Source organism: Enterobacter sp. SA197, from assembly GCF_054131575.1.
The window spans coordinates 2,958,406-2,973,077 of record NZ_CP096393.1; the positions used below are offsets into that span (position 1 = coordinate 2,958,406).

12 protein-coding genes are annotated in these 14,672 nt (G+C 50.5%); 1 reads left to right on the forward strand and 11 read right to left on the reverse strand.

The features are described 5' to 3' along the window. Positions 1-121: 121 nt before the first annotated feature. The 11 genes from tcyN to M1D91_RS13890 form a co-directional block, all read right to left on the reverse strand. Positions 122-874, reverse strand: a complete 753-nt coding sequence (gene tcyN, locus M1D91_RS13840; protein WP_437433997.1) for an L-cystine ABC transporter ATP-binding protein TcyN — start codon at positions 872-874, stop codon at positions 122-124. Continuing rightward, on the reverse strand, positions 871-1,539 hold the full coding sequence (tcyL, locus tag M1D91_RS13845; RefSeq protein ID WP_437433996.1) for a cystine ABC transporter permease: 669 nt from the start codon (positions 1,537-1,539) through the stop codon (positions 871-873). The genes tcyN and tcyL overlap by 4 nt, the downstream gene beginning before the upstream one ends. Positions 1,540-1,560: 21 nt before the next feature. Further along, positions 1,561-2,547, reverse strand: coding sequence for a D-cysteine desulfhydrase (dcyD, locus tag M1D91_RS13850; RefSeq protein WP_437433995.1), 987 nt, complete (start codon positions 2,545-2,547; stop codon positions 1,561-1,563). A 95-nt stretch (positions 2,548-2,642) separates the two neighbouring features. Further along, positions 2,643-3,443: a cystine ABC transporter substrate-binding protein gene (gene tcyJ / locus M1D91_RS13855; RefSeq protein ID WP_437433994.1), complete on the reverse strand. Its 801-nt coding sequence runs from the start codon at positions 3,441-3,443 to the stop codon at positions 2,643-2,645. 84 nt (positions 3,444-3,527) lie between these two features. Next, entirely contained in the window at positions 3,528-4,079 is a 552-nt protein-coding gene (gene fliZ / locus M1D91_RS13860) for a flagella biosynthesis regulatory protein FliZ (protein WP_437434610.1), read from the reverse strand. Between the two features lie 60 nt (positions 4,080-4,139). Continuing rightward, entirely contained in the window at positions 4,140-4,859 is a 720-nt protein-coding gene (gene fliA / locus M1D91_RS13865; RefSeq protein WP_437433992.1) for an RNA polymerase sigma factor FliA, read from the reverse strand. A gap of 451 nt (positions 4,860-5,310) precedes the next feature. Continuing rightward, on the reverse strand, positions 5,311-6,387 hold the full coding sequence (locus tag M1D91_RS13870) for an FkbM family methyltransferase (RefSeq protein WP_437433991.1): 1,077 nt from the start codon (positions 6,385-6,387) through the stop codon (positions 5,311-5,313). Between the two features lie 95 nt (positions 6,388-6,482). Further along, the gene (locus tag M1D91_RS13875) at positions 6,483-7,766 is read right to left on the reverse strand and encodes an ATP-grasp domain-containing protein (RefSeq protein WP_437433990.1); all 1,284 of its coding nucleotides are present in this window, start codon (positions 7,764-7,766) and stop codon (positions 6,483-6,485) included. A 3-nt stretch (positions 7,767-7,769) separates the two neighbouring features. Beyond that, positions 7,770-8,732 (reverse strand): hypothetical protein, encoded by a 963-nt coding sequence (locus M1D91_RS13880; RefSeq protein ID WP_437433989.1) that lies wholly within the window; start codon positions 8,730-8,732, stop codon positions 7,770-7,772. Next, the gene (locus tag M1D91_RS13885) at positions 8,719-9,435 is read right to left on the reverse strand and encodes a WbqC family protein (RefSeq protein ID WP_437433988.1); all 717 of its coding nucleotides are present in this window, start codon (positions 9,433-9,435) and stop codon (positions 8,719-8,721) included. Before M1D91_RS13885 ends, M1D91_RS13880 begins: the two co-directional genes overlap by 14 nt. Before the next feature lie 223 nt (positions 9,436-9,658). Next, positions 9,659-10,801 (reverse strand): DegT/DnrJ/EryC1/StrS family aminotransferase, encoded by a 1,143-nt coding sequence (locus M1D91_RS13890; RefSeq protein WP_437433987.1) that lies wholly within the window; start codon positions 10,799-10,801, stop codon positions 9,659-9,661. Between the two features lie 254 nt (positions 10,802-11,055). Here M1D91_RS13890 and M1D91_RS13895 point away from each other — a divergent pair, with 254 nt between their 5' ends. Further along, a complete protein-coding gene (locus M1D91_RS13895) occupies positions 11,056-14,619 on the forward strand; it encodes a glycosyltransferase (RefSeq protein ID WP_437433986.1) in 3,564 nt (1,187 codons plus the stop codon). Positions 14,620-14,672 lie beyond the last annotated feature (53 nt).

Consider the following 14,672-nt stretch of genomic DNA (forward strand, 5'->3'; position numbering starts at 1 on the left):
GGCTGTATACCCACAAATATATCCATAACGGATGTGCCGGTAATAAACGCACCGGCGGCAGTTTGCTTTAAGAAGGTTTATTTTCAGGTTCAGAAAGGCGGCGCTTCTGAACCTGAACACATTACTGCATCAGAAATTTTTCCAGAAACTGACGGGTACGCGGCTGCTGGGGATTGGTAAACAGCGACCTGGCAGGCCCCTGCTCCACAATCCGCCCTTGATCCATAAAGATGGCTCTGTCTGCGACATCGCGCGCAAAACTCATCTCATGGGTGACAATAACCATTGTGCGTTTTTCCTGAGCCAGCTGGCGAATGGTGTTTAGCACTTCGCCCACCAGTTCGGGATCGAGCGCTGAGGTCGGTTCATCAAACAGGATTACCTCCGGACGCATCGCCAGCGCACGCGCAATAGCGACACGCTGCTGCTGCCCCCCGGATAAACGCCGAGGATAACTGGTCTCTTTGCCACTCAGCCCCACTTTCGCCAACAGTTCACGGGCGCGGGTGGCAGCCTCCTCCCTGGCCTCGCCTTTTACAATCACCGGCCCCTCGATAATGTTTTCCAGCACGGTGCGATGGGGAAAGAGATTAAAACTCTGGAAAACGAAACCGACATGCTGACGAAGCTGGCGAATTTGCCCCTTTTGCTGGCTCAATGCCCGCCCGGTATCAATGGTTATCTCCCCCACCCGGATAGTGCCGTTTTCCGGCTGCTCCAGAAGATTAATGCTGCGCAGGAGCGTGGTTTTGCCAGAGCCGCTTGGCCCGATAATCGCCACCACCTCCCCTTCTTCTACCTCAAGATCGATACCGTGCAGCACCGTCTGACCATGAAACTTTTTCACCAGATTCTTAACTTCGATGGCACTCATTTGGGATCGCGCTCCTGACGGTTAAGCTGATTTTCAAAGTAATTCTGTAACGCAGAAAGCACGGTCGCCAGCACCCAGTAGATCAGCGAGGCGGCAAGGTACATGGTGAAGACCTCCAGCGTGCGCGAGGTGATCAGCTGCGCCTGACGGAACAGTTCCGGCACCTGGATAGTGGCGGCAAGAGAAGTATCTTTTACGAGGCTAATGAAACTGTTGCTAAGTGGCGGCAAGGCCACGCGCGCTGCCTGCGGTAAAATGGCACGTCGTAAGGTCTGCCAGGGCGTCATACCGATACTGGCTGCCGCTTCCCATTGCCCCTTATCGATGGACGAAATTGCTGCCCGAAGCGTTTCAGAGGTATAGGCCGCCGTGTTGAGCGACAGCCCAATCATCGCCGCCGGGATCGGGTCGAGCTCAATTCCAAACTGGGGCAAACCGTAGTAGATCATAAAAAGTTGCGCGATAAGCGGTGTGCCGCGAAAAATCGAGATATAAACGCGCGCCAGCCAGCGAACCGGCCAGACCGGAGACATTCGCATCAGCGCCAGCACAAATCCCAGCAACAGGCCAAAAATCATGCCCCCGATGCTCAGCTGGAGGGTAAATACGGCCCCTTTCAGCAGAAACGGCGCGGAGTCCAGAATCAGTTGTAAGCTTTCTTGCATGATGGTTGCTACGCCTTGCAATTAAACATGGGGATGGTAAGCGAAAAGTGCCGGTGCGCCGCCGGTATGCACAAACAGAATCGGTCCTTCATCTTTGAACCGTTTCTGGCTGATACCATCGATAAGTCCTGCCATTGCTTTACCGGTATAGACCGGGTCGAGCAAAATCCCTTCCAGTCGCGCCAGCAGTTTTACCGCTTCACTGCCTTCGTCATTAGGTGCGCCGTAACCAGGCGCAAAATAGTCATCCCATAAAAGGATATCAGCCTTCGCATCCACCTCAAGAGCGTTTGCCACCGCCTGCTGTAGCGCTATGACTTTCGGTTTCTGCTCTGCCACACTGCGCGATACGGTCACCCCGATCAACTCGACATCCGGTAAAAGATGCTCCAGCCCCACCGCAAGCCCGGCATGGGTTCCCGCACTCCCTGAAGCGACCACAACCGAAGAGAGACCGACTGCCCCTTCACATTGCCCGGCGATTTCGAGCGCACTTTCAACATAACCCAGTGCGCCCAGTGCGTTCGATCCCCCGACCGGAATCACATAGGGACGATAACCCTGGGCTTCAATACGGGTGGCGAGATCTTCAAGCTGACGCACCGGATCGGTCAGCGCCTCACACATCTCAATTTGGGTATTAAACAGATCCAGCAGCAGGCGATTACCGTTGGTGAGGTAATTTTCGGCGCGGGTGCCAAGAGGATTTTCCAGTAACGCGACGCAGTTCAGCCCGAGTTTTGCTGCTACGGCCGCCGTCTGACGCACATGGTTTGACTGAATCGCCCCTGCGGTTATCAGGGTATCAGCACCTTCACGCAGCGCATCTGCTGCGAGGAATTCAAGTTTACGCAGCTTATTGCCGCCCATTGCCATCGGGGTGACGTCATCACGCTTGATAAAAATATCGCGCCCCAGGTAATCAGAAAAACGGGGCAGATATTCCAGCGGTGTGGGTGCGCCGATAAGTTCCAGTCGCGGAAAGCGGGTCAGGTTATGCAAGGACATGGATCCTCCGGTTACAGGTTTTTTTTAATTATGCACGCATACCGCGCGTAAATAAAAAAGGCGCTAGATTTAGCGCCTTTTGCAAGCCCCGACGCTTATTTTGTCACGTCAGCGCCAAACCATTTTTCAGACAGCGCTTTCAGGGTGCCATCTTTCTGCATATCCGCCATTGCTGCATCAATAGCTTTTAGCAAGTCATCGTTATCTTTGCGCAGCGCAACACCCGCTTCCTGACGGGAGAAAGCCTCCCCGGCAACGGCCAGCGTATCTTTGGTTTTCTTCACCAGATCCAGCGCCGCCAGACGGTCAACCAGGATGGCATCGATACGGCCGACGCGCAGATCCTGGTATTTGGTCGGATCGTCATCGTAAGTACGAATGTCAACGCCCTGTACGTTCTTGCGCAGCCACTCTTCGTAGTTGGTTCCCAGGCCAACACCGACTTTTTTACCTTTTAAATCCGCTGAAGATTTTATGCCGCTTTCATTGCCTTTTTTCACCAGCGCCTGAATACCGGATACCGTATAAGGCGTGGAGAAATCATATTTTTTCTTGCGTTCATCGGAGATAGAAACCTGGTTAATCACCACATCGATGCGTTTTGAATCCAGAGAGGCCAGCATGCCATCCCATTTCGTGGGCTTCAGATCCGCTTTCACGCCGAGATGCTGCGCCAGCGCCTGCGCGAACTCCACCTCGAAGCCGGTGAGTTTGCCGTCATCGCCCTGGAAACTGAACGGCGGGTAGGTGCCTTCGAGCCCAACCAACAACGTTCCGCGCTCTTTAACCTTAGCGAGCAGATTTTCCGCCGCGAAGGTTTTCACGCTCATGCCCGCGACCAGCGCAACCGCCATCGCGCCCAGTAATGCCTGACGTCCCAGAAGTGCAAGTTTCATAGTGACCCCGAATGAGATAATTTTTCACAGGGTAAGGCGCTTGTCATAAAGTACAAGCACCCTTCCGTTACATGTTATTCATTTTTAATATATATCAGATCTTGCGCCGACCGCGATTTTTTGCACCACGTTAAAATGCGCCTGTGCTTTAAACTGTGCGTATTTACGCAGTGCGATGCGGTAATTATTGGTGCTGGTGGCGGGCAACCAGGGTTCAAGATTTTCATCCGGGAACCCTTCATCCAGAAGATGGCGGGAGATATTCAGGTCAGTGAGGTGATTACCCAGACGGCGCAGGCGGACAACGTACTCACGCACGGTGCCGTGGCTCATCTCAGTTTGATCAAAGAGGAATTGCTTAAAACCGATGATGTCGAAAAAATCGCTCTGTTCTTTGCAGTGAAGATCGCCACAGAAGCGACAGAGTGCAACCCACTCCTTTTGCTCCTGTTGCCAGGCGGCTTCGTCCAGCAAACTGTCGAGGCGTGAAATCGCAATTTTGTTCACAATTTCCCCCCGACGCACCAGGGTGATGCGGTCGAGGAGCTTGTGACAATGTGCACAATGCGTTTGGCTGTGTTTAAAGTCTTTAAGGTAGCGGCTTAGTGGCCGTCTTTTAGGTTGCTGCACCGTCATGATAACTCCTGGTTGTCAATGCGTTGTGCGGCATTACCAGGGGCTGTCAGACAACCGACCCTATAACTTACCCAGCTTGGTACGTAAGCGTTTAATAGCCTGACTATGGAGCTGACTTACCCGTGACTCACCGACCTCCAGAACCGCGCCAATCTCCTTGAGATTAAGCTCTTCCTGGTAATAAAGGGTCAGAACCAGTTGTTCACGTTCCGGCAAGGATTCAATAGCTTCCATGACGCGGTGACGCAAATTACTTTCCAGTAACTGGAATAACGGGTTTTCCTGTTTATGATCGTCAGTCACAAGCTCAATACTGTCGCCATGCTCTTCTCGCCATTCGTCATAGGAGAAAAGTTGACTGTTGTTCGTATCAAGCAGCATCTGACGGTACTCTTCAACAGGGATACCAAGACGCTGCGCCACTTCGGTTTCCGTTGCGTTTCGTCCCAGCTCTTGTTCAAGTTGCCCCATCGCCTGTGCCACTTCGCGGGCATTACGCCGGACACTGCGCGGCACCCAATCACGGCTGCGCAATTCATCCAGCATGGCCCCACGAATGCGCTGCACTGCGTAAGTGGTAAATGCCGTTCCTTGCAGAGCGTCGTATCGGTCAACTGCATTCAGTAACCCGATTCCGCCCGCCTGTAGCAGATCGTCCAGTTCCACACTCGCCGGCAGACGCACCTGCAGGCGCAATGCTTCGTGACGCACCAGCGGAACATAACGCTGCCACAGCGAGTGTTTATCCATTACACCTTCAGCGGTATACAGTGAATTCACGATAAACAGCCCTGCGTTAGTTTAAGTTATCGGCATGATTATCCGATTCTGTAGGGGTTTTAATCGGATGAATAGTGGGTGAAATGGGCGTTATTTGCGGTAATAAAAAAGAAGTGTGCACTGAATCGCGTTATTGAGGCAATCGGGCTTGCTTTACATGGCGGTGCTTTACACAGCCTGGCGAAAAGGTGAATAGCAAAAAATGAGACGCCAGGGCTAACCGGCTTAATTTTATCAGATTCTTAACAATACAGGCACCCATATGCCCCAGTGAAGGCAGGAAGGCTTCTGAGAAGGGATTAGCTGCTCGGCATTTAAAATCAGCGATACCGACGCGATGCGTTAAAACAGCAAACCTGGTGAACGTTGCGCAACAATTCTCCGTGTCACACACTGCTTCGTTAGCATAATTAAAAAGGCATCGAAAACGATGCCTTTTTGCTGTACCTGACTATCCATTATGTTTTTCAGGGATGAAATAATAGACTGTTTCCAGCACACCTTCAGTGTAATGACGCATGTAAAGCTTATAATCTGAGCGGAAGGAGAAAATCAGCTCGGGGAGCTTCCAGAAATCGTCCACAAGGTGATACGCGCAGATTGCCAGTACCGGATGATCGTTCAGAATATGTTCACGCGAGCCTTCCAGTGCCGCATATTCATGACCTTCAATATCCATTTTTATAAATGAAATTTTCTCATTAACCAGGTTATCTAACGTATTAATTTTGACCTCTATATCGCCCTGCTCGTCAACATGCGACCAGCTTCCCGAAGAGGTAAATTTTAATACCCCGGCACAATTTGAAGCACCATACTCATGAAAATGAATATGATCCAGCGCCTCTACTCTGCTCCGAATAACTGCCATCTGCTTTGGTTCTGGCTCAAACAGATGGACACTACGATAACCAGGATAGCGACGAATGAATTCAAGAGTAGTACTACCATCATAGCTTCCGACGTCTGCAAAAACGGCATTAGTAGAATCAATGTTAATAAAAGACTCAAAGTAGCTTTCTTCGGGCCTGAAAGTAAAATACTCCATAGTTTCAAGATGTTCATTCAACCGAAAATCAACCAGACGTGAGAAAGTTTCTTTTGAAGTTTCATCAGCGAGGTGATTGAAGACATAATCATACTTATCGCGATTTTGCTGATAATCCGAACGAAACTCTGCATTAGCGACAAGTGAATGCTCTTTCAGTGGCAAACCGGAATAATGCTTAAAACTATAATAATCAATATTACCGATTTCCTTTCCCGCCAGTAACCGACTGACAGTGACAGGCCTGCCATCGACGATAGATGAAACGACAATAGCTTTAGCTGGGACTGACGCCAATTTAATTATCGGAACACCATTAAAGGTAGATTCCGTAGTGAAATCATCAATAATACCATCAGGCTTGATATATTCGATGATATCTTTAGCATAAGGTGTCCGACCAAAAATATATCGAGGCACTCTGCCCTTGATGAATTCATCACACAACTGGCGAAGTGCCTCACCGCGTTCAATTGTCATAGCGACCTCAAAAATAATTCATTTATTAATTAGCAATGGATACTGGAATGTGCAGATTACATTTTGCATATTATGCAGCAGTGCACCGTAAAAAATTAGCATAGTAATAAATTTACTGCATCAACATCCAGAACAAGACACTTTGTTTTTTCAAATACGTCTTTTCTTTCAATAAAGTAATTATCGATAAATATCGAATCTGGCTTAATATAGTTGGCCTTACTCTCTTTATCTTGCACATGATAGATTTCATCGAACACGGCGGGAGAAATCCTGACCTTTTCAAGAGTTTGATGGACATCATATTCGTGGCGCGTGATCAGGTAGACCTTCTTACCGTCAGCAATAGCCTGGTAAATAAAGCTGATTACACCAGGCACAACGAAACCGTTAATAATGAGAGTGTCATCGAGATCAACATACACGTTTTTGTAGTCGCGATTGACTCGCGCTTTGGTGCTGATGCATCGGTCTATCAAGGTGATATCGTGATTCGGCATAGCCGCAACATCCCTTCCCATAAAGTCATGGATAGCCATCAGTGGCAGGTTCACTCCCCGGGCACGCTGGAATATCATTGTGCCGCTGATGCGACAGGAGATCTCTAATAATTTCCATTTCCCATCTGCGTTCGCTTTTAACTGGAAAAACCAGGGTCCACGCAATGGTATGCGCTTACATATCGTCAGTGCAATATCACGGAGTTCATCGGTAAGTTCAACGGACTGCGAGCGCATCGTGATACCGGCGCGTACGCGCTCACGGGTTCGCGGTCCAATCCAGATGACCTCCCCCTTACGGTTGGTAAAACAGTCTACGGTTAACTCACCGCCAGGAAGATATTCCACCAGCACAGGCAGGGTAGTGTTTTTATAAACTTGCCAGGCTTGTTTCAGATTATCAACACGCGTAACGCCCTGACCCCCTTGTCCTAAATCAGGTTTAATAATTGCCGGCCATGCCGTTACGGCATCCGGGTCGGCATACCCCTCAGGCACCCACGTGCAATCGTTAAAAAGAGCATACGTTTCGCTTTTTTTACGGGCTATACGGGTCGCCTGTTCGTTACCGTTAACCAGGAAAAACCCCATCCCCTCGGCCAGTGGGGCCAGCGCCTCGGCGACGGTATCATGAGTGGCAAACACAACATCAATATTGTGCTGTTTAATGATGTCGAAAAAAACATCGTTAAACCGCGCGTCCATAATATTCGGAATATCAGACAGATATTGCGGAAAAGTGAATCTGCCATGATCTTCAACGCTTGATGCGCCAATGATATTGACGTGCAGGGAATAACGCAGCGACTGATATATTTCATTCGCATTCTCAGCGCCACAGGGAAAGACGAGGACATTAATTTTTTTAGTTGTTGCCATTTTTTATTCTCTCTGGAGTATGCGCAATACCTTTTCAGCAATTGTATGCATATCTTCGGAATCGTAGCGTTGGTCGAGGGGGAGTGGCACCAGATTCGCTTTAAAATAAAGCGCCGCGCTCCCTTTTGGGCAGATATCCTCAAGCTGCGGCCAGTAGGTGGGGACATAGATCTTCTCCCCAATCAGCCGACTTTTCAGCCCTGGATTATCAATTAATAATGGGTAGGCCATAGGAACATCTTCATCAGTGAGATCTATCGTCAGGCCGTTAATTTTTGCCAGCATGCTGTGGAGCTGCACAAAATTTTCCTGACGACGTCGTCTGGCAAAATCATAATCGATACCACGCATCAAGTTTTCCGTTACGGCAGACATTGCTCTGATTTCAGCTGAGTTGAGCTGGCTATCAGCCTCGCAAAAATCGGTGTATGCCGCACTGGCACCTGCATCGTGACGCCTCAGTAAATGCTGGCATCGTTGCCAGGAGATATCCTTTTCGAACGCTTCTTCCAGCGTGCCGGACGTTAATGCCATTCCCCCGTCCGGGAGGCCAAAGAATTTTCTCGGGCTGTAAATCGCAGCGATGCCTTTTTGTTTTGCAAAAAACGCCTGCGCATTATCGACAACTAAACCCGGAAACTGACCGGCAAGCCTATGCATCTCTTTTGATTTAATACCGAAATAATCATTGCAAAGAACAAAATCCTCGCCATCGACATTATCGAGCACCGGGTTCATTTGTCCGTCTACATCGTAATAGTGCATCTCGCAATGTTCTTCCTCAATCGCCTGCCAGATAACGGGGCAGGTAAAAAAGGAGACATATATTTTTTTTATTTTATGCAGGCGAATGATATACTTTAACGCATTTCTTGCTGAATTAAGATTAATGGCATCAGGGTGATAAAGACCACCACGTCCTGCTTCCATATGCAGAAAACCACCATACTCTTTATAATTTTTCATAATTATCCAGCATAGTATGTATCGCGTCAGGAGAATTAAACATCATAACGTCAATAATGGATAATCCAGGCTCAAACGCCAGCCCCTGGTTTGACTGAGAGTAGGGTGTGAGATTTACTTTCTGAAAAACCAGATCAATATTAGCTGCGGTATATTTATTTTTATCAAAAAACGTCATTCCGCCGGTAGGGTTCCAATACGCAGACACTGTCGGAATTTTTTTACATATATTTAGAGCCCATTCATCTGGCGCGTCAGGCGGCTCTATATCCATATTCAGATGAGAGAAGACAGACAGATCGGCATTGATCTCCAGATAGCCACACACGGATTTCAATACATGAAGGTTCAGTTCAGCAATGCTGTCAGTTCTGATATCCAGTCCCTGCTCAACAACTGCCATCGTTTTTCTGAAGAATGAGGCTTTCTTTTTGTAGTGAGTGAGCTGGCGCAGCAGTTTATCTCTCCAGTCAGTCTCGTTGTTAATCTCGGTCTCTTTTATTGTGGCGGTATGGTTTTTTTTCTTCAACGGCACAGACAGGTACTGCCAGCCAGATTCCGGTTTAAGAATACGGTTACGTTCTATCCAACCGTGGCGTATAAACTGCACATCATCGAGTAAAATAAAACGTTCCGTATGCTTGATGAGACTGATGTACCCAAGATAAGGAAAGAAATAGGGTTGCATGATGGCTATTTTCATTTCATATCCATGTGTGTTAATTCAAATTGACTGCCATGCAACAACGTCAGGCGAACATGCTACCGCCCCTGGCTCACAGCAGCCACTACGCTGAAAACAGCTTGGTGCAAATGTTAAATTACTGATATTAATCAGCCTGTTGCCAGGAGGATGTTTTTTTGCGTTAAAAAAAGCCATGTTTACATGGCTTTTTAGCTGCGTCTCATCCCGGTAATCCGGTTAATCAGGACGCTTTCCCCAGTGGTTCATTTGCGGCAACCCAGGGAGATTTAATGATGTCAGCAATTTTACATTGATCCTCAAACTCCAGATCCGGATAAATCGGCAGACACAGTATCTCTTCCGCGATCAGGTTTGCCTGCGGCAACGCGGTTTTCGCCGCACTCGGCAGTCCACGATACATTGGGAAATTACTGATAAGCGGGTAGAAATAACGCCTTGGCATAATGCCGTTCTGCTTAAGCAGGTCGTAAAGCGCATCACGGCTTATCGGGTAATTAGGGCCAATGCGAACCGGGAAGTAGGCGTGGTTCCAGTCAATATTTCCGGGTACGTCTAACATTTGCACCCCCGGAATATCCTGCAATAGCGCACGATAATGGTTATCCAGCGCACTACGTTTATTAAAAGCGCCCTCGATATGCTGAAGCTGTAGCAGTCCAAACGCAGCCTGCACTTCGTTCATTTTGCCATTAATCCCTGCCGCCACGACGGTAGTTTCACCGGCAAAGCCAAAGTTTTTGAGATAATCGATACGCTGCTTGGTGCGTTCATTATGGCAAATGATGGCCCCGCCTTCGAAGGTGTTAAATACTTTCGTGGCATGGAAGCTCAATACCGACAAGTCGCCGTAATTGAGGATGCTGGTGTCGTTTTGCCGCACACCAAACGCATGCGCCGCATCGTAAATAACCTTCAGGCCGTAGATATCGGCAATTTTTTGGATCTTATCGACATCGCAGGGGATACCATAGCAGTGCACCGGCATGATAGCGGTCGTATTCGGGGTAATCAGCTCTTCGACCCGGTCCGGATTGATGTTATAGGTCCGGGGATCGATATCAGCAAACACGGGTGTCAGGCCATTCCACAACAATGTATGGGACGTCGCCACAAAGGAGTAAGGCGTGGTGATAACCTCTCCGGTTACGCGTAGCGCCTGAAGGGCGGTGAGCAACGCCAGCGTTCCATTGGCAAAAAGGCAAACGTGCTTCACGCCAAGGTAACGTGCCAGCTCCGCTTCAAGCTGCTGATGGAAGTCGCCACCGTTGGTCAAGTTTTTGTTTTGCCAGATTTTCTCAAGATAAGGAATGAACTCTTCCAGAGGTGGCAGCAGCGGACTGGTGACAAAAATATTCTTGGCCATGGGACCCTACATGCGCGAACGCTGAAGTAATGATGATACGTCATCATACCGCTGGCGCCGGGAGGTTATCGGCAAAACAGCGCCCTTTTCCGCTCTCAATTCCGAAGTTAATCGGTACTGAAAATGCCACTATCACCTGAACAGAGCTGCAAAACGGGGGATATTTAACAGCTGGCACCCGCCCGGTGTATGGCACATTGAATTATTAACTGGTTCACCTCCCCTGACGCGCGCCAGGGGGCTTAACGGATGAAATGATGAAAGAACACGCTCTGGTGAGTATTGTTATACCAGCCTATAACCCCGTCTTTTTTGAAACCGCACTGCTAAGTGCCCTCAACCAAAGCTGGCCTGAAATCGAAATCGTTATCTGTGATGACAGTAGGGATGACAGCATCCGTATTATCAGTGAACGCTATGCCGCCTCGTCCTCCCTACCCGTGCGCTATTACAAAAATGAGGTTCGCCTCAATGAGGAAGGCAACGTGTTGCGCGGCGTACACCTCGCCCGGGGCAAATATATTAAATTCCTGTATGACGACGATATTCTCTTTACTGACTGCGTTAGCCGTCTGGTCGGCGCACTCGAATCCTCACCAGAAAACCGTTTAGCCTCTTCACGCCGCCAGCGTATTGATGCTGAAGGCAAGCCTCTGATTGATATTGGCGCAACAGCCTATCCCTTTGAGGGCGATGTGATCCTTAATGGCGCCGATGCGCTCGCATTTTTCGCCGACTACCTGTTTAACTTCGTCGGAGAGCCCAGCGTGGTACTCTGTTATCGCGAGGATCTGGCCTCTTTTGGTAAGGATTTATTCCTGCTAAGGGGAGAGAGTATGCCTTTCCTCGGCGATATGGCCGTGTTCGTTAAACTTCTGCATGCCGGAAACCTGGCCTTTATTGCCGATACGCTCTCCGCTTTCCGCGTAACCGAATCGCAAAGCAGTCAGCTTGCCAAAACCGAGCAGTTCCGGGATCTCGTCAACCGGACCTATACCCGCATGCCTCAGGCTATTCGTGAACTTGGCTGGTATAAAGGCGATAAAGAGCAAAATCAGTGGGTACGTGTAGCCCCCATGAACGATCCTGAAAATGTGCAGCAGGAGAATCTGCTGCACGGGGTTTATGTGTCGTTACAGCAGTCTGAAAAGGATTATCGCACCTGGCAAATCCGACAGTGGTTAACGTCCCATCATCTCACCACACAACAGCAGGGCCTCGCAGAGGCTTATCAACTCAGCCGTGGAACCCAACAGACGTTACGCGTGATCATTGATAATCCCGTCCCTTCCCCCGATGACGTCGCCCTCACGCTCGAAAGCCTGAAAAGCTATACCGGCTATGGCCTGAAGATTGATCCCGTGGTGTTATGCAGTGATGCCAGCGGGCTGGAAGTCAAGACGGTGGTAGCGCCTGCCCATGAACGCGTCTCTGTCATTAACGAAATCTTAGCCCGCTATCCGGGGGACTGGTTCCTCTTCTTACAGGCCGGCGAGACGCTTATCAACAGCGGCCTGCTGACGTTCGATCTCGCTCTGGACAGTGCGGCGGGATGCGATGCAATTTACGCTGATGAAATTTACCAGGCAGACGATCAAATTGTGGGCACCGCACTGCGCCCTGATTTTAACCTCGACCTGCTGCTGAGCTGCCCGGCCGAGATGGCGCGGCACTGGATTTTTCGTATCGACGCCCTGCTGGCGCTCGGCGGTTTTAATCCGCAATACCCCACGGCCTGGCAGTTTGAGATGATAACCCGCCTGATTGAGCACAAAGGCATTCAGTTTGCCGGCCATCTGCCTGAGCCATTCGTGACTGCGCACCCGCCACTACTGGCAACCCATCCGGAAGAGGTCGCCATACTAACCCAGCATCTGCACCACCGCGGTTACCCGAATGGGGTGGTGGAGGCACCACAAAACGGTCTTTACGCCCTGCGCTATCACCACGGGCAACAGCCGCTGGTGTCGATTATTATACCGACCAAAGATCAGCTCGCCGTACTGATCCCTTGTGTGACCAGCCTGCTGGAGAAGACCCGCTACCCTAACTATGAACTCCTGATCGTGGACAATAACAGCGAAACGCCCGAAGCGCTGCAGTGGCTTGAGGGGGTGTCTGCCATCGATCCGAATCGCATACGCGTATTGCGTTACCCGCATCCCTTTAACTACTCCGCCATCAATAACATGGCGGCACGGGAAGCGAGAGGCGAGTATCTGGTTCTTCTTAACAACGATACGGCCATTATCAGCAGCGACTGGCTGGATCATCTGCTCAATCATGGCCTGCGACCGGAAGTCGGCATTGTCGGTGCCAAACTACTCTACCCGACCGGCCGCGTTCAGCATGCAGGCGTAGTGCTTGGCCTGCGCGGGCCGGCCGACCATCCGTTTATTGACAGTGAACACGACCGCCCCGGTTACATGCAACGTTTGCAGGTGGACCAGAACTACAATGTGGTGACGGCGGCCTGTCTGCTTATTCGCAAATCGCTGTATGAAGAGGTGGGTGGTCTTGATGAGGTGAATTTCACCGTCTCCTATAACGACGTCGATTTATGCCTGAAAGCACGTCAGGCAGGCTACCTTACCGTCTGGACACCCCATGCTGTCGTCATGCATGAAGGGAGCGTGAGTCAGAAGCACGTCGATAAAACGGTCCAGGAGAAGAAGCGCCAGCGTTTTATGGCGGAGCAGGATGTGATGTACCAAAAATGGCTGCCGCTCATTGCTAATGACCCCGCTTACAACCCGAATTTGTCGCTGGATAACGGTGGGTTCGAGCTGGTGCTGGACGACCCCGCACTCTGGCAACCTCTGCACTGGCGGCCTCAGCCGCTGGTGATGCCCTTTGTGCTCGATAAGCACGTCAATGGTCACCAGCGTTTGACCGCCACCTTTACTACCCTGCGGGATGCGGGACTGGTGAACGGCATAATCAGCCACCATGCCAGGCAGTATGTTGATCTGGCGAGGTTTAATCCGGCGTCGGTTATTCTGCAACGACAGATAATGCCGTTCATGACTGAGTGGCTGCAACGTAACAGAAAAATTACCGGCGTCATGACCGTGTTCGATCTGGACGACTATCTGCCGGCGCTTGCAGCAAATGCCAGTGCCAGAGAGCACTATCCGCAGGATATTTCCGGTGCACTGCGCGTCACCGTGGCCGGGGTCGATCGTCTGGTGGTGGCAAGCGATGTCATGGCCGAGAGCTGTGCCGGATGGCACCCGGATATTCGCGTACTCCCCACTCGTCTCGCACCGTCCGAATGGGGGATGCTAACCAGTTTGCGCCATGCAGGTCAGAAACCCCGCATTGGTTGGGTTGGGGATGCAAGAAACGTTGCCGATCTGGAAATCATCCACAAGCTCATCGCCCAATTTGCTGACCGCGTGGAGTGGATTTTCTTCGGTTACTGTCCCCCCTCCCTGCGTCCGCTGGTCTGCGAGTTTCATGCAGCCGTCACTCCTGAGCGGTTTGCCTCTAAGCTTGCCTCACTGAACCTCGATCTGGCGCTACTGCCGATGGCAGACACCCCGTGGAACCGCAATCTGAGCCCCGTGCGGTTACTGGAGTTCGGCGCCTGCGGCGTACCGGTGATATGCAGCGACATCATCAGCCTTCGCAACACCCTTGCGGTGACGCGCGTTGAAAACCGCTCCCGCCACTGGCGTGATGCGATAGAGATGCATCTGAGCGATCTCAGTGCCACGCATAAACTGGGAGACATGCTGAAAGCCGGGGTAGAGAAAGATGGCTTCCTGCAGGGCGAAGCACTGCTCAGTTATGCACGCTGTTGGTTGCCGGACTAAAAAAAAGCCGGAACAGCAATCTGTTCCGGCTTTTTTTACGTGCGCTGGCAGCG